The 15,128-nt window shown below is 56.9% G+C and carries 15 protein-coding genes; 6 read left to right on the top strand and 9 right to left on the bottom strand.

The window, feature by feature from the left end:
- Positions 1-10: 10 nt before the first annotated feature.
- Positions 11-1,087: an alpha/beta hydrolase gene (locus GRI41_RS03835; RefSeq protein ID WP_235901046.1), complete on the top strand. Its 1,077-nt coding sequence runs from the start codon at positions 11-13 to the stop codon at positions 1,085-1,087.
- Between the two features lie 15 nt (positions 1,088-1,102).
- Here GRI41_RS03835 and GRI41_RS03830 read toward each other — a convergent pair whose 3' ends face one another.
- From GRI41_RS03830 to GRI41_RS03805, 6 genes are all read right to left on the bottom strand, one after another.
- A complete protein-coding gene (locus GRI41_RS03830) occupies positions 1,103-1,837 on the bottom strand; it encodes an NRDE family protein (protein ID WP_160603442.1) in 735 nt (244 codons plus the stop codon).
- Positions 1,838-1,844: 7 nt separating this feature from the next.
- Positions 1,845-2,408 carry a VOC family protein gene (locus tag GRI41_RS03825; RefSeq protein WP_160603441.1) on the bottom strand — a complete coding sequence of 188 codons (564 nt, stop codon included), beginning with the start codon at positions 2,406-2,408 and terminating at the stop codon, positions 1,845-1,847.
- Positions 2,405-3,499: an alpha/beta hydrolase gene (locus GRI41_RS03820; RefSeq protein WP_160603440.1), complete on the bottom strand. Its 1,095-nt coding sequence runs from the start codon at positions 3,497-3,499 to the stop codon at positions 2,405-2,407. Before GRI41_RS03820 ends, GRI41_RS03825 begins: the two co-directional genes overlap by 4 nt.
- A 16-nt stretch (positions 3,500-3,515) precedes the next feature.
- Positions 3,516-4,292, bottom strand: coding sequence for an SDR family NAD(P)-dependent oxidoreductase (locus GRI41_RS03815; protein WP_160604616.1), 777 nt, complete (start codon positions 4,290-4,292; stop codon positions 3,516-3,518).
- A gap of 2 nt (positions 4,293-4,294) precedes the next feature.
- Positions 4,295-5,698 carry an aromatic ring-hydroxylating oxygenase subunit alpha gene (locus GRI41_RS03810; RefSeq protein ID WP_160603439.1) on the bottom strand — a complete coding sequence of 468 codons (1,404 nt, stop codon included), beginning with the start codon at positions 5,696-5,698 and terminating at the stop codon, positions 4,295-4,297.
- Positions 5,699-5,798: 100 nt separating this feature from the next.
- Complete coding sequence (locus tag GRI41_RS03805; protein WP_202388648.1) at positions 5,799-7,376, bottom strand: AMP-binding protein; 1,578 nt, start codon at positions 7,374-7,376, stop codon at positions 5,799-5,801.
- 200 nt (positions 7,377-7,576) lie between these two features.
- On the opposite strand from GRI41_RS03805, the gene GRI41_RS03800 reads away from it, so the two are divergent.
- The 4 genes from GRI41_RS03800 to GRI41_RS03785 all read left to right on the top strand — a co-directional run bounded on the left by GRI41_RS03800 (position 7,577) and on the right by GRI41_RS03785 (position 11,295).
- A complete protein-coding gene (locus GRI41_RS03800) occupies positions 7,577-8,719 on the top strand; it encodes a cytochrome P450 (RefSeq protein WP_160603438.1) in 1,143 nt (380 codons plus the stop codon).
- A gap of 10 nt (positions 8,720-8,729) precedes the next feature.
- A complete protein-coding gene (locus tag GRI41_RS03795) occupies positions 8,730-9,494 on the top strand; it encodes an SDR family NAD(P)-dependent oxidoreductase (protein WP_235901045.1) in 765 nt (254 codons plus the stop codon).
- Between the two features lie 83 nt (positions 9,495-9,577).
- Entirely contained in the window at positions 9,578-10,423 is an 846-nt protein-coding gene (locus tag GRI41_RS03790) for a TauD/TfdA dioxygenase family protein (protein WP_160603437.1), read from the top strand.
- A complete protein-coding gene (locus GRI41_RS03785) occupies positions 10,420-11,295 on the top strand; it encodes an SDR family NAD(P)-dependent oxidoreductase (RefSeq protein WP_160603436.1) in 876 nt (291 codons plus the stop codon). The genes GRI41_RS03790 and GRI41_RS03785 overlap by 4 nt, the downstream gene beginning before the upstream one ends.
- On the opposite strand, the gene GRI41_RS03780 is transcribed toward GRI41_RS03785, so the two are convergent.
- A complete protein-coding gene (locus tag GRI41_RS03780) occupies positions 11,285-11,857 on the bottom strand; it encodes a nuclear transport factor 2 family protein (protein WP_160603435.1) in 573 nt (190 codons plus the stop codon). The two genes, GRI41_RS03785 and GRI41_RS03780, sit on opposite strands and share 11 nt — an antisense overlap.
- A 19-nt stretch (positions 11,858-11,876) precedes the next feature.
- Complete coding sequence (locus GRI41_RS03775) at positions 11,877-13,232, bottom strand: aromatic ring-hydroxylating oxygenase subunit alpha (RefSeq protein WP_160603434.1); 1,356 nt, start codon at positions 13,230-13,232, stop codon at positions 11,877-11,879.
- Positions 13,233-13,417: 185 nt separating this feature from the next.
- Here GRI41_RS03775 and GRI41_RS03770 point away from each other — a divergent pair, with 185 nt between their 5' ends.
- Positions 13,418-14,332 (top strand): SDR family NAD(P)-dependent oxidoreductase, encoded by a 915-nt coding sequence (locus tag GRI41_RS03770; RefSeq protein ID WP_160603433.1) that lies wholly within the window; start codon positions 13,418-13,420, stop codon positions 14,330-14,332.
- A 25-nt stretch (positions 14,333-14,357) separates the two neighbouring features.
- Here the strand turns inward: GRI41_RS03770 and GRI41_RS03765 are convergent, their stop codons facing one another.
- Entirely contained in the window at positions 14,358-15,125 is a 768-nt protein-coding gene (locus GRI41_RS03765) for an enoyl-CoA hydratase/isomerase family protein (RefSeq protein ID WP_160603432.1), read from the bottom strand.
- Positions 15,126-15,128 lie beyond the last annotated feature (3 nt).

Below are 15,128 nucleotides of genomic sequence, written 5' to 3'. Positions count from 1 at the left end.
AATTGCCGATATGCGAGTTGCAGCACTTTCAGGAATCGCTCTGCTAGGTTTCGGCTCTGCATTGATGGCACAAGATGCCCCTGCCCGCCCAAGCTTTGACGTAGACGGTACCGTTTCGGTCCCCGAATTCGAATTGCCGCCTTCGGTGCTGGCCAGCGAGGAAGCGCGGGCAGCGCAGGAGATGCGCGGCCGAATTCCTGTCAGCGAAATGACCACAGGTCAAAATCCCGAGATCGGCGCGCGCCGCGCAACTTTGGCGCGAATGCTTCAGCCTCGTGTAGATCAAATGACAGCGCTTTATCCAGCGCTTGTCGAAGAAACGACAATTGGCGGCGTACCCGTGCGGATTATCACACCTGCAAAAGGCGAATTTGATCCGGAGCGCACGCTGATCAATTTGCACGGTGGTGCTTTCAACGTGTGCTGGGAAAGCTGCTCGCTAATCGAATCCCTACCGATTGCTGTGCTGGGCGGCTACCGCGTTGTGAGCGTCAATTACCGCAAGGCGCCAGAATTTTCGCACCCGGCCGGTGTGAAGGATGCAGCAGCGGTGTACCAGGAATTGCTCAAGGAATATGACGCGGCCAAAATTGGCGTGTTCGGCTGCTCTGCAGGTGGTGCACTGACCGCCCAGCTCGCCGCCTATCTCCCGCAAAACAACCTACCGCAAATGGGGGCTGCCGGAATATTCGGCGCCGGTGCCGTCCGTTTTCAATCGGGCGATTCAGCCTATATCGCGGCCAATATTGATGGCAGCTTTCCTGGCCCGGATGCCGAAGGCAAACTGGCTGCGGATTTGACACTTGGTTATTTCGACGGAGTGGACATGAAGGACAGCGTGGTTTCACCCGCCCTGCACACGGATGTCATCGCACAATTTCCGCCGACCCTTGTCACAACCGGCACGCGTGCGATGGATCTCAGCCCCGCCATTGTCACCAATAGTGCGCTGCTTCGCGAAGGAGTGGAGTCTACCCTAATCGTTGGGGAAGCAATGGGGCATTGCTACCAATACAATCCTGCCTTGCCCGAATCGCGCGATGCCTATGCCGCAACGGTCGCGCATTTCCGCAAACATTTGGACTAGGGCTGCGCCGCCGCCTCACACTTGCGGCCAGGTAAATTCCACTTTCTTCTCGCCGGTTACCGCGGCGCTGGCGTCGAAACTGCGTTCGGCAATCAGTCCGCGGCCATCGTTGTTTACGATCACCACGCTGCTGCTGCGCGTTCCGTAAACGGGATTGCGGATAAACACAGGAGCATATTCGGGTTGAGGCGCATCGATCGGTTGCTCTGCTGATGGCTCGGGCGTTTCTGCCCGCAAGGCAGTGAACAGCGGTTCGATCTCGCCAGTCCCCTCCTCAATCCATCGTTCCAAAACCCCGCCCAACTGGAGTGTCTTTGGCCATGGCCGGTCCAATGGCCCGTTTGATACGCCGTGAATTCCCGAAGACAGTTCCTGCCATTGCGCCTTGCCCCGGTTGGAAAGAAATCGGGCGCGCGAAAGGTTGGCCTGCACGACATTGAACGCATTCATGTCCTCAATCTGCTTGGGCTCCTCTCCGCGAAGAATCTGCTCCACCAACTTCCCGCGCGAGACAGGCCCGATCGTGACGTTTTCGGGGTCACGAAAATTGGTAAGCAAGACGAACTGCCCAAGCTTGCTAACACCGAGCCAGGTTCCTCCGGCCCCTTCGTCTCTGCCAGCGATTATCCCGGCATCATCTTCCCAACGCGAAAGCGCGGTGGTCGGGCGATCGTGAAACTCATCGCGATTGCCAATGGCTACTAGCGGAAATTTCTCGCTGACTTGCCATGCAAGCGCGGCCACACACATTGGCGGCTTACGATCTTTGCTGCATGGCCGCTGCCATCGAAACGCGTGCGTCGCGAATGGGATCGCTTCCGTCCCAATTTGCAGCCTCTCTATGCATTGCCTCAAACCATGCATCAAAGGGGCCGTGCCTCACGAATTGGAAGAGTATCGGATTTTTTGCGTCCGTAGGCTCGCAGTAAATCTCCACCATTTCGTCGGATCCGGGAAGCCTGAATTCCTGAACGATCGTCAATGGTTTGCCCGCCTCTGCACTTCTCGACAAGGTCGTGTCAAAATCTTCCGAATAATAGGCGATATGATGCAATCCGCCGGCGGGATTGCGTTCAAGAAATTCACCATAAGCAGATTTTTGATCCCCATGCGGCGAGAGTATCTCGAAGCAGGTGTCGCCGGAATAGAAGAACGCGACATCCATCGACAGCGGGTGTTCCTCGCCGCGATAAATTCCCATCCCGCCGCTTTCCATGGTCCAGAACGGGCCGATCCCGCCTGCCGAAAACCGTTCAAGGGCAGCGTCGAAATCGGGAAAGACAAAGGCTTGATGAATCGCCGGACCGTAAAGCCTGCTCATTTCTCAATTCCGAGTTGTTCTGTGAAGAAATCGGCCATAACCCGATACGCCTCGCGCGATTCCGGAAGGGCCGGATTGTAGAAGAACGCGTGCCCCAGCCCGTCCCAGATATGCAGGTCGGCATCAACCCCTGCCTTCGTCAATTCACGATGGGTGTTCACCGCGGCGCTCAATTCAAAGGCCCGCGTTCCGGTGATCAGCAAAGTGGGTGGAAACTTGGCGAGCAATTCGGGATCTTCCACTTGCGAAATGAGCGGGTCGGACATGTCGATGCCTTCGAAATATGGCGTCACCAGCCCTTCACCGCCAAGGCCCTGAAAAGGCCGGGCGTAATGGGTGGAATCACCCCCCCGGAACCCGTCCGCCGATGCACAAAAGATACCGACGGCCGCAGGAAGCGGAAGCTCCTCTTTCACATACCATGCAACCGATTGTGCAGCGAGCGCCCCGCCAGCCGAGCAACCAAAAATTGCTATTTTCTTTGGATCAAACTGTTCGAGCAATGTGCGATACACCGCCGCCGAATCTTCGCTGGCCGCTGGGAATTTGTGCTCGGGCGCTTGCCTATAACTTATCGAAACAATCGGAACGCCGGTCAGCCCTGCAATCGGGATACTTTCGGTCATTCCGGTTCCGCCAGCGGTTCCGGCAATGAAGCCGCCACCGGGAAAGTTGATCATCACGCGATCTGCGTCGGAGATGCTTTCGAGTCCCTTCGGAATCGCCCAGACCACCGGCACCCCGCCCAATACGCCTTCTTCCATCCGGACGCCGTAGGTTTCAGCCATCTTTGCATGCATTGGCGCCATGCTTTTCGCCGCCAGAGGCCGCACCGCAGACGGGTCGGGCGCATTGAGGATCATGCCAAGCACCGCCATCGGATCACTGGCTTTGCGCGGGAGTGACGCCTTCGCTTCCTCGCTCAGATAGACCGAGGGCGGCAGGTCAAAACTGCCGACCGTAACCGTGCCGTCTTCCTGTACCTCGCCAAGGGTTTCCACCGGCAGCATTGGGGGGCGATTTTCCTGCGCATGCGAGGCAACTGCGGTCGATAGTGCGGCAAGAGTAAGTATCGGACGTATCAGGGACATGGGCACTTCTCCGGTTTTATTCAGGGTCGCTCCACTGCGACGTGAGCGCGCGCGGGGAGAGATATTTGGTTCGCGTCCAACCGCCATCAACGACAATCGATTGCCCGTTGATCATCTCACCGCCCGGTGAGCACAGGAAAGCGATGACCGATGCGACATCTTCTGGCTCCGCGAGGCGCGGGTATGGTGTGGTTTCCACATTCACCCGCTTGAATGTCTCGTCTTCTAAACGGTGGCGGACCATATCGGTCATGGTGACGCCGGGCGCGACATTATTGCAGCGGATGCCCTGCGGACCATATTCGGCAGCCATGTGTTCGGTGAGTGATCGCAATCCACCTTTTGCCGCAGAGTATGGACCACCACGCTTTCCGCCAATCATCGCAAAGGTGCTGGTCACATTGATGATCACCCCGCCCTCGCCCATATGCCCGATCGCCTCGCGGCAAAGGCGGAACGGCGCACGCAGCATCACATCGAGAAACCGGTCGAGCGTTTCATCGTCGGTCTCGTGCAAAGGTGTCGGGCTACCGAGACCGGCATTGTTGATCAGCACGTCTACGCTGCCGAAAGTTTGAAGCGCCGTGTCGACGATCTGCTGCGGACCATCCTGAGCGGTCACATCGATCGCCAGTGTCGCTAGCCGATCGGTTGTGCCGAGAGCTTCGCTTAGGGAGGCAAGTTTGTCTTCGCTCCGGCCCACACCCACAATTGCGTGGCCAGCTTCGTGCAGCATCTTGGCCGTCGCCAGCCCGATGCCGCTACCGGCACCAGTTATAATCGCGGTCCGCACAATCAAAATTCGAACTCGTGAATCTGGCCATCAAAATTATGTGCGAGCTTATGCGTTGCTTGAGACAGCTTTTCGCTTTCGACGCCCGTCAGATGACCGTCGATCACACGATTGTAATTGCTGATCAGTCCCTCGACACCACCGCCCAAGCGCATGAAATCGAAACCTTCTGCGTGCAGTCCTTGCTGCTGGATCGGAATGTTCGAGTAATCCTGCCTTGGAATAGTCGGGAAATCTTCGCTATCATATGGCAAAACAGTAGGCTCAGTCACCGGGTTATGATTGTCGCTTTCGGCGAAATTGGTGAGCGACCAGAGTTCAAACAGGCATTCCTCGGGCCCTAGCGGGCGAATACGGTATGCCGAAGCCGAGCTCATGATTGGCAGCACAAAATAATGCGGGAAGAGGAATTCTACCGCCTGGATCGGATTGCTCACTGCGACCGCATTGAGATCGGGAAGGTCTTCTCCGCGCGCTCTTAGCGCCTCGACGACCTGATGCTGCACTATCCCGTACCACATCGGGATTGCTTCAGCCGGATCTTCGGGAAGATCGACTTCGAGCAGCTGCCCCGCGATTTCAATCTCTTTCTGATGCATCATACCTGCCATACCTTCGTTCAGCAGGATCATGTGCTCATACTGCGCCTTCACATTCTCGCCGACGGAAAGGTTGGGATTGATTGGCAAGCCAATGCCGCCGGTATCCATCCCGTAAAGCGTGTTGTAGAGTTGCGGAAGCTTCTGCTGAAGCTGTGGGTGCGTACGCATCACGTGGTAGCCTTCCATGAAGGCCTCCATCGCAGTCTTCCAATTTGCAGGGAGTTTGGTCGCATACCACCACTCGGCGCGCTGTTTGTGCATTCCGCGCGCTTCAAGATCGTCGATCAGTGGACCGATACTGTCACGCAGCGATGGCGCGTCGTCATCGAAATTGATGAATGCGCAGCCGATAGCGGTTTCGACACGGCAGGGACGCAAGGCCAGATCAGCATGATCGAGCTGCTCCTCACTGAAAAAATGCTTCCCGTAAACGAAGGTGTTCTCGCCATCGAGATTCCAACGCCAGCCGTGAAATGGGCAGATAAACCCCTGCGATTTGCAATTGCCGTGGCCGCCAGGAGACGCGATCGGCACCCCGCGGTGGCGGCATGCATTGTGATAGGCTTTCACCCCATCTTTGGCCCGGACAACGATGACGGATCGCCCAAGGTTCGAATATTCGATCCAGTCACCGACATTCTCGATCACTTCTAGACGTGTCGCCATTTGCCAAACATGCGGCCACAGGCGCTCATTCTCGGCCTTGTAGAATTCCTCGTCATAGTAACGTTTTGACGGGATGCGTTCGGGATTTTCGACCAGATAAGGAATGTCGAAACTTTTGCTTGGGTCGGCCTCGGCCATGGTTAGTCCTCTCGCGCCATTCAATCGTTGATACCAGAGCTACCCTGCTGGGCGGCGGCTGCAAGTCCCTGCCCCAGAAAGCGCACCAGCGATGCAGCGTTCAACCGCCTGCCAGTTCATTGCGCAATACATGCTTCAACACTTTTCCCGCTTCGTTCTTGGGCAGGTTCGCGCGCAAATCGACACGTTCGGGATATTTGAATTTTGCCACCCCAAAGCCGGCAAGAAATTCGCCCAACAAAGTGACATCGGGCTGCGCGCCAGCCGCAGGTACTATCACTGCACAGGCCCGTTCACCGGTCCGCTCATCGGGAATGCCGACAATGGCCACTTCCTCAATCTCCTCCAGTCCGAGCAAGAGGTCTTCGATTTCCTTCGGCGCGATGTTCTCACCATTGCGGATGATCAGATCCTTGATCCGTCCGGTGACCACAACGGCGCCGCTGTCGGTCATCCGGCCCTGATCACCCGTGCGGTAAAAGCCTTGCTCGTCAAAGGCTACCTGCTCATCTTCAGGATGGGCATATCCCAGAAGCATTTGCGGCCCATATGCGCAGATCTCCGACGCCTCTCCCAAACGGACCTCGGCAATACCCGGCTTTCCATCGGTTTCGGCCGCCTCAGGCATGGCAGGCGCATCCAGCGCGCCAACGGTGGTCACCGGCACCTCGGTTGAGCCATAGACGCGCGACACGCGGGCCTTGTCGAAATAGTCATTTGCCTCCCTGATCAAGGACGGAGGAACCGATGCGCCCCCGCAAATGAAAACCTTCAGGTCAGGCAGCCGCGTTTTCTGGTCGCGAGCCGCGGCGAGAAGGTGCTGCAGAAACGGCGTCGCCCCCGCCATATGCGTGATCTTTTCCGAAAGCATGAGTGGGACGGCCGCATTCGCATCCCACTGGTCCATCAGGACGGCTGTCGTTCCAAGCAGCAGTGGGGACTCAAAAGCATATATCGACCCGCCAATATGACTGACCGGCGAAGGGACGAGGAACTTGTCCCCGCGATCAACCAGCCAATGCTCGCCAATCTGGCGAATAAGCGCGTGGATCGTGTTGTGCGTGTGCAAGACGCCCTTGGGGCGCCCTGTTGTGCCCGAAGTATACATGATCATCCGCACATCATCGGCATCCAGATCGACGCGATCTCTTGCGGCTTTCGTTGTTGATACGGTCTCGAAATTATCAAAACCGTCAACCGATCCTCTCACGGTGACAACATCCGTTGGGCCCTTCAATTCGCCTGCTACGCGGCGCAACATGTCCGCATATGAGAAACCGCGAAATTCGACGGGAATGAAAACAATGCTGGTTTCTGCATCCGCGAGGATAAAGCGCAAATCGTGATCACGAAGCGAGGGAAGGATCGGGTTCGCGACCATTCCGGCAAGCGTAGCACCCAAATAAACAATGGCGGCTTCGTGCCAATTTGGCAGCATGAATGAAACAACCGATCCGCGATCATATTTTGACTGCAAATATGCCGCCAGCCGCTGCGAACGCGCCCACAGTTCGGATGCGTTCAGTCGCACTGCACCATCAACGAGCAGCGTCCGGTTTCCATCTGCCTGGGCGAGTTCTTCGAGCGCGTCAGCGATCGTAGAATCAACCCAATGGCCTGCGGCACGCGCCTTTCCGGAAAGCGACCTGTCGTCGCGCACCGACCACTTTCCTGCCATGCGGCGTTCCAATTTCCGTCTCCTGTCTATCGGGTCAGATGCACATCAACGGCACATTCGATCATAGCACAACACTTGGCGCCTCCAGCTGCGCTTGCATCGCCACGGCGATTTGCGGCTGGTGAATGCTGCCTCGGGCGACTCCAGACGGTTTTGCCATTACGATCCGTCAGCCCGATGCAAGTCATGGGAGGACCCGCATGGAGACCAATCTGCGCGATGATCGCAAAACCGCATCCGTTGTACATCAGCGGGCAAAACCCCGGGCAAACTCGCGCTCGGTAACTTCCTACACCAAGGCACGCGAGATCCTGCGGAACAAGGAATTGGTTCAAGCCGGGGGCGGAGCCGAGTTTTTCGACACCAGCGATCCTGCCAGTACACCGGTGTTTTTCCTGGACGGGCCCGATCACAAGAAGAAGCGCGCCGATATTGCGAAATTCTTCACCCCCAAAGCGATCAAGACGCGCTACACCGCGATCATAAACGAAGTCACCAAGGAACAAATCGACCAGCTTCGGCAATCGGGCGAAGGCCGGATCGACTTGATGAGCTTCGATCTAGCAGTTGCGGTCGCCGCGGATATTGTCGGCCTGACAGTAACCGATCGTCAGAAAATGGCGAAACGGTTGTCGACCTCGCTTGCCGCGGCGATCTATCACAAGTTTGACTTTGCAAGCCGGTTCATTGTCAATACGCGCAAATTCTTCAACCAGATCGATTTTTACTGGAATGATGTTAGGCCGACAATTCGCGCCCGGCGCGCCGAACCGCAAGACGACATCATCTCGCACCTAATCGCTGCGGGCTTGTCAGACCGCGCCATCATGATGGAATGCATGACCTATGCAGCAGCGGGAATGGTTACCACCCGCGAATTCATCGTCGTGGCTGCATGGCACATGTTTGAGAACGAAACCCTGCGCCAACGGTTTGTCAGCGGTGATGAAAAGGAACAGGAAGCAATCCTGCTGGAAATACTCCGGCTCGAACCGATTGCCGCATTTCTTTATCGGCGCCAGGAAGACAAAGCGAGCGAAGTGCTGGCGATCTGTTCTCATCAGGTCAATACTGATCCCGATGCCGTGGGCGAATGTCCGTTTGCATTGGATCCTGACCGCGCAACCAAGATCAAGGGACGCGGCGAATTCCTGAGTTTCGGTGATGGCGCGCATCACTGCCCCGGTTGGCAAATCGCACTTCACGAAACACGGATGTTCCTTTCAGCGTTGATGATTGTCCCAGGCATAGCGCTACATCGCGTCCCCGATATTGGCTGGTCAGAGATGTTGCAAAGCTACGAATTGCGTAATGCGGTTGTGACATGTCAGCGGAAAAGCTGATTGCAAACCAATGCGAAAGGAAGAAGCGATGCAGCTTAAGGACAAGATCGCCGTTGTGACAGGCGCTGGCTCGGGAATCGGCCGTGCCATTGCTCAACGCTTTGCCAAGGAAGGCGCCAAAGTCGCCGTTTGGGACATGAACGGTGACGGGATCGAAGAGACTGTCTCGATGATCAAGGCCGAAGGCGGCGAAGCAATCGGCACTGTTGTCGACGTGTCGAGCAAGGATGCAATCGCCAAGGGCGGCGCCGAAGTTCGTGATGCTTTCGGTGATCCCAATATCCTTGTGAACAATGCCGGTATTTCTCCCTTTGTCCCGTTTTTTGAAATTACCGAAGAGCAGTGGGACAAAGTGAACGACGTGAACACCAAGGGCCAGTTTTTCTGTATTCGCGAATTTCTGCAGGCGATGCTTGATGCCAAATGGGGCCGCGTGGTGAACATCACCTCTTCTTCGACCCAAAGCGGCAGCTTTGCACAGGTCCACTACGTTGCTTCCAAGGGCGGCGTGCTGGGCATGACCAAAGCTTTGGCGCTGGAATATGCGGCAAGCGGGGTCACGTTCAATATGGTTCCCCCCGGTGTGGTCGATACCCCCAGCCTGCGCGCGGCACCAATCGACATTGACGAATATGCAAAGACATTGCCGATGAAACGCATCGGCCGTCCTGAAGAGATCGCTTCGGCCTGCCTGTTCCTTGCGAGCGAAGATTCCAGCTATCTCACCGGTCAGACCCTGAGCACCAATGGCGGTCGCTATATGGGCTCTGCCTGACAGGAACGGCGCAACATCGCCCGTGCGAATTGGATGATCAACTCCCCTTCTGTATGATTGGGGTAGTATGCGGAGAAACCACTATGAGCGTAGCCACCGACACTTCGATTGAAGTCGAGCAAATCCGTCCACTGATTGGCAGTAAAATCCTCAACTCGAAGGAAGATCTACTGTCGGGCGAGCTGGGCGAAGCGATCCGCGAAGAGCTGGAAGCTCGCGGCGTTCTGGTATTTCCAAAAATCAACTTCACCGAAGAAGAGCAAATCGCTTTCACCAAGACGCTCGGGACCTATGCCCCGGAACGCCAAGGTGACGCGGAGGAAGTCACAAAGATTTCGATTGATCCGAAGATTGCCGGTGCAACTGCAGAATATCTGAAAGGTTCGCTTTACTGGCACATTGACGGCACGATGCAGGATGTTCCGATCCTGGCTTCGATTCTTGCGTGCAAGAAGCCATCGCCCAAAGGCACCGGAAACACCGGCTTTTCCAACACATACGCGGCCTATGACGCGCTTCCGCAAGAGGAAAAGGACCGGATTGATGGCTTGAAGGTGCGGCACGGCGCATGGGCCAGCCTGTTTTTCTACAACCCGGAACCGCCGGTGGCGATGCTCAAAGGGATGCAGTCAATCGGCGACAATGAACTGCCGCTGGTTTGGAAACACAAATCGGGCAGAAAATCGCTCGTCTTGGGCAACACGGCGCACACAGTTGTCGGAAAAGACCAGATGGAAAGCCGGCTCATTCTCAACGAACTGCGCGAATGGGCGACACGCGATGAATTTACCTATAGTCACGAATGGTCCGAAGGCGATTTGGTCATCTGGGACAATACCGGCACGATGCATCGCGCCGAGTGGTATGATGTCAGCAGCGGCAGGTTGATGGTCCGAACCAAACTTGAGGGCGAAGAATCCTTCGCGTGAAAGCCGACAATTCCGGTCCGCCGCCGATTGCGCTTGTAACCGGCGCAAGCAGAGGTGCCGGCCGGGGAATAGCCCGCGCGCTTGGCTCGCATGGCTGCACCGTCTACGTAACCGCCCGATCATCGGGCACGACCGACAACAGGCTCGGCGGCACTGTTGAACAGACCGCTAATGAAGTGACCGAGGTTGGCGGCACAGGAATTCCCGTTCGCTGTGACCACTCGGTCGAAAGCGATGTGGCCGCGCTGTTTGAGCGGATCGAGAGCGAAAGCGGCCGACTCGACCTTCTCGTAAACAATGCCTGCGCTATTCAGGATGCACTGACGACCCCCGGCAACTTCTGGGAGAAGCCTATTTCGCTCGGCAGGATGCTCGATGTCGGGATCAAAAGCTCTTACGAGGCCAGCTGGTTTGCGGCGCAAATGATGGTGAAACAAGGTGGCGGTCTGATCGCTTTTACCTCTTCACCTGGCGCGGTCCATTATTGTTACGGCCCCGCCTATGGCGCCCACAAGGCTGCGCTCGACAAGATGGCGGCAGACATGGCGGTCGATTTGGCCGACACAGGCGTTTCGGCAATATCTGTCTGGATGGGCGGGCTCGCGACCGAACGCTTGCTCGACATGATTGATCAGGAGCCAGAGAAATACTCTTTTCTTCTTGATCGCTTGGAAACGCCAGATTTCACCGGGCATGTGTTGTGGGAACTCTTGCAAGACAAGGGCCTGCACGACCTATCCGGCCAGACCCTGATCGGCGCGGAACTGGGCCAGCGATACGGAGTCGCCGATGCCGAAGGACGGGTGCCGCAATCCGCGCGCGAAACGCATCAGCTGGCACCGCGCGAGCAATATCCGCTGATCATTCGCTAGGATCGCCATCCCCCCAACGCGGCCCGTCAGAGCCGACTGCAATTGGCCGCTTGTAGGATATATCGTCCTTGTCCCATGTCGGTCTCAGGAACCCCTTGACCGCCGGTCCGTGTACCCATTCGGCACTGCCCTCCAGTGACATATCAACTGTGCACCGGCGATGGAGAATTCGCCACTCGCCCTCGCGTTTCTCCAAACGATCAATGTAGCGGCCCGGCGCAAACGTACAGGTTCCCCCGTCCTTCGACAGCAAAGTGCCAACAACATAGGTCTCACAATTCGCGGTCGCCCCGTCAATTTCGCAGGTGTGACTGGTGATGTTATGCGTTGTCATAGAGAAAAAAGCCGCATGCCCGGCGTTGGCGCGCGCGGGATATTCGGGGCCTTGCATGATGCTTGGCCCATGCTCGTCAAAACCGTCTTCCCAATAGCAAGATCGGGTAAGGTCCTCATCGTGACGGTCGCGGCCACGCACTTCGCGCATGATGCAGTCGAGGATGTCTTGCCGGTCTTTCAAATAACGGACCGTCTCCAGAATTTCATCGATCTTCGTATCTGACATCGAACTGACGTCCCTTGCCTTAATCAAGGGGCACAGGCTCACCAGCGCCCATGTACCGCGCGAGGTTTGTGTGCAGGCTGGCAACCGCCCTTTCCATATAAGGGTTGGGCTGTGCTCCAGCGAAGCCGGCGCTTTTCATACCTTCCTGCACCGCGGCCATGTTGGAGAAATCCTGCTGCAGCACAGGGGGCCAATCTTCCGGCTCGGTATATTCCCATTGTGTTTCAGGCTCTTCGCCGTCGGGATAGAGTTGGTAGACGGATGCTTCGAAAATGCATTTGTCGGGATCGCCCTTATAAGGCCGGGCTTGGTAGCAGAGCATATTCTGGACGCCCTGCCCGATCTGGAAGTTAGGGAAAACCTGCCATGCCGTGCCTGCCTCGACAGTGTGTTCGGGCGCGACCTCAGGCCAGACAACACCGCGCGCAGCGTCCTCTTCCCGCGCGGTCTTGATCCAGTATGCTGAAACCTCAGCCGCAGATGTGCCTTCGGGAAGCTCATCTACCAACCGGTTGGCAACCTCTACCAGCTTTTCGGTAGTATTGGTGTTGGCCGCTTCCCAGGTGTAATTCTGCATTTCCGCAGTGGTGGCACGCGGGTCAATCCCTTCTGTCCCGACGCGCATTTTTCCGGTGTCTTCCTCCATGCCCTTGGGCGCCTCATAGCCGATATTGGTATGCAGGCCGTGGTTGCGCGACCAGCCGCGAAACTTGCCATAGGCATTGAATTCAGGATGCGTGGTGGCGACATGGTACGTTTCGCAAAAAGCCTCCATCGCGACTTTCCAATTGCAGTCGAAGATGATCCACTTGCGCCAACGTGCGCGCATATTTTGGAGCTGATAGGGCTCAAGCATCTGCGGAATCACGCCGAGGAAATCCGCCAAGGGCTCGCATTCAGGGTCCAGGTTGATGAATATCCACCCGCCCCAGCTTTCGACACAGACCTTGCTCAGATCGCCCCGGCCATTGCAGAGCGCGCCCTGCCAGTCTTCCTCATGTTCGACAAATGTGTTTTCGCCATCGAGGCCAAAGGTCCAGCCGTGATACCCGCAAATGAAGTTTTTCCGCGTTCCGCATGCGTTCCGCTCACCCGAAGGAACATCGACCAACCGCCGACCACGATGCGGGCAAACGTTGTGATAAGCGGCGAGATCCCCGCTTTCATCCAGCACGATAACCACTGAATCGGAACCAATCTCGTAAGTTATGAAGTCCCCGGCCTTTTTGAGATCTTCGGTCCGTCCCGCCTGAAGCCAAACCTTGCGCCACAACCGCTCCTGCTCCTGCGCCGCGTATTCGCGCGAAATATAGGCCTCGGCCGGCACGCGCACGGGTTTTTGTAGCATTTCACTATCAGGAAAAGGCTTGTTCATCGCTCGCTCCAGCTATTGCATCAGCTAGAGTGCGCCATCACCAGCATAGGTGCAAGCGATCACCCGCAGGTGATCGCCACGGCGAAACTCGCGGGGCAAAATGCCCTGCTGCTTGCTTCGCAGCGCAATTGCCCGCTAGCTCTTGGATATTCCGCCAAACCGTGCGGAACCAGCGGAGCTTGCACATGGATGAATTGCGTTTCGACGGGCGAACAGCCTTGATTTCGGGGGCCGGTCGCGGCCTCGGGCGATCATACGCCCTTTTGCTGGCCGAACGTGGCGCGAAAATTGTCGTCAATGACAATGGCAGCGCTCAGCGTGGTGACGAGATCGTGGCCAATCCGGCCGAGGATGTCGTGGCGGAGATCAGGGCCGCCGGGGGCGAGGCCATCGCCAGCACCGCTTCAGTCGCGACTCCTGAAGGCGCGGAAGAAATGGTCGCAGCCGCCATAGACGAATGGGGGCAGTTGGACATCCTTGTCCATAACGCCGGAAATGTGCGTTATGGATTGATCCACGAGATCCCGCTGGAAGATTTTGACGCGGTAATTGACGTGCATATGCGCGGCGGGTTCTACCTAGCCAGGGCCGCGATGCCGCACATGATATCGGCAGGATATGGCCGCATTGTCATGACCAGTTCTTGCAGCGGTCTTTACGGCAGCCAGACGACCGTAAATTACGGAATGTCAAAGGCCGCTTTGATGGGTTTGAACAATGTCATCGCGCTGGAGGGCGGCGATCATGGGATCAAATCCAACACGATTATCCCCGCTGCGGTGACGCGAATGGCGGACGGGCTGGATACCAGCGCATATCCGCCTATGGAGCCCGAGCTTGTTGCACCGATGGTGGCCTATCTTTGCCATGAAGATTGCGCTTTGTCTGGCGAACATCTGGTCGCGGCAGCTGGGCGCATGGCACGTGCCTTCACTACCGAAAGCAAAGGCGTGTTCCATCCTTCCTGGACGATCGAACAGATTGCGGGTGAAATTGACGCGATCCGCGACGCGTCAGAGCAATGGACATTCCCGCCCTACCCCAGCGGAATGGCCGATCACCTCGGCAAGAGCTTTGAGTGGGCGCATAAAGGCGAATAGATCCAGCGCAGCCAGGCAGACAGAATTATTCGCCTTTCCAGACAGGTTTTCGCTTTTGTGAGAACGCCAGCGGGCCTTCTTGTGCATCATCGCTGTTGTAAGCCTCTTCGTGAGCCTCCCATGCGGCATCAAGCGCCTCTGCCCGCCCCATCTCTGTCGCCAGCATGACGGTGTTACGCCCCGCTTCTACCGACAGAGGGGCGCCTTCGATCACTTCACGCGCCAGTTCCAACGCGCAATCCATGAGAGATTCGGGATCGGCCAGCCGGTTGACCAAGCCGATTTCGTAAGCCCGCTGCGCAGAGATCGGCTTCCCGGTAAGAATGATCTCCATCATGATCCGCTGCGGGATCATATGGATCAGCGGCGATGCCCATGGTGACCCACGGCCCACTTTAACCTCGGTAATTGCGAATTTGGCTGCTGAACTGGCAACACACAGATCGCACGCTTGCGCGATCATCCATCCGCCGGCAAATGCGATACCGTTGACCGCCGCGATTGTCGGTTTGCTCAACCGCATATTTTCATAGGGGACCGGAAACATGTCGCGCGGCGGAACCCGCAACTTGCGCTCGACCATTTCCTTGAGATCACCTCCGGCACAAAAAGCCTTTTCCCCACTACCCGTCAGGATCCCCACACGAAGGCTATCGTCGGCCTTGAACATCTCCCACTTTTCACGCAGCGCATCGCGCACTTCCTTGCTCAGGCAATTGCGCTGGTCCGGCCGGTTGATTGTCAGAACAGCAATCCCGTCATTGCGGGCTTCGAACAGGACAGCATCGCTCATGTC

Source organism: Pontixanthobacter aquaemixtae, from assembly GCF_009827395.1.
In the GTDB taxonomy this organism is placed as follows: Bacteria; Pseudomonadota; Alphaproteobacteria; order Sphingomonadales; family Sphingomonadaceae; genus Pontixanthobacter; species Pontixanthobacter aquaemixtae.
This window is presented reverse-complemented; position numbering and strand designations above follow the sequence as displayed.

Excerpts from the sequence above, each read along its gene's own strand:
- GRI41_RS03835 (WP_235901046.1), top strand. The coding sequence starts at position 11 with ATGCGAGTTGCAGCACTTTCAGGAATCGCTCTGCTAGGTTTCGGCTCT.
- GRI41_RS03830 (WP_160603442.1), bottom strand. The coding sequence starts at position 1,837 with ATGTGTGTGGCCGCGCTTGCATGGCAAGTCAGCGAGAAATTTCCGCTA.
- GRI41_RS03825 (WP_160603441.1), bottom strand. The coding sequence starts at position 2,408 with ATGAGCAGGCTTTACGGTCCGGCGATTCATCAAGCCTTTGTCTTTCCC.
- GRI41_RS03820 (WP_160603440.1), bottom strand. The coding sequence starts at position 3,499 with ATGTCCCTGATACGTCCGATACTTACTCTTGCCGCACTATCGACCGCA.
- GRI41_RS03810 (WP_160603439.1), bottom strand. The coding sequence starts at position 5,698 with ATGGCCGAGGCCGACCCAAGCAAAAGTTTCGACATTCCTTATCTGGTC.
- GRI41_RS03805 (WP_202388648.1), bottom strand. The coding sequence starts at position 7,376 with ATGGCAGGAAAGTGGTCGGTGCGCGACGACAGGTCGCTTTCCGGAAAG.
- GRI41_RS03800 (WP_160603438.1), top strand. The coding sequence starts at position 7,577 with ATGGAGACCAATCTGCGCGATGATCGCAAAACCGCATCCGTTGTACAT.
- GRI41_RS03795 (WP_235901045.1), top strand. The coding sequence starts at position 8,730 with ATGCGAAAGGAAGAAGCGATGCAGCTTAAGGACAAGATCGCCGTTGTG.
- GRI41_RS03790 (WP_160603437.1), top strand. The coding sequence starts at position 9,578 with ATGAGCGTAGCCACCGACACTTCGATTGAAGTCGAGCAAATCCGTCCA.
- GRI41_RS03780 (WP_160603435.1), bottom strand. The coding sequence starts at position 11,857 with ATGTCAGATACGAAGATCGATGAAATTCTGGAGACGGTCCGTTATTTG.
- GRI41_RS03775 (WP_160603434.1), bottom strand. The coding sequence starts at position 13,232 with ATGAACAAGCCTTTTCCTGATAGTGAAATGCTACAAAAACCCGTGCGC.
- GRI41_RS03770 (WP_160603433.1), top strand. The coding sequence starts at position 13,418 with ATGGATGAATTGCGTTTCGACGGGCGAACAGCCTTGATTTCGGGGGCC.
- GRI41_RS03765 (WP_160603432.1), bottom strand. The coding sequence starts at position 15,125 with ATGAGCGATGCTGTCCTGTTCGAAGCCCGCAATGACGGGATTGCTGTT.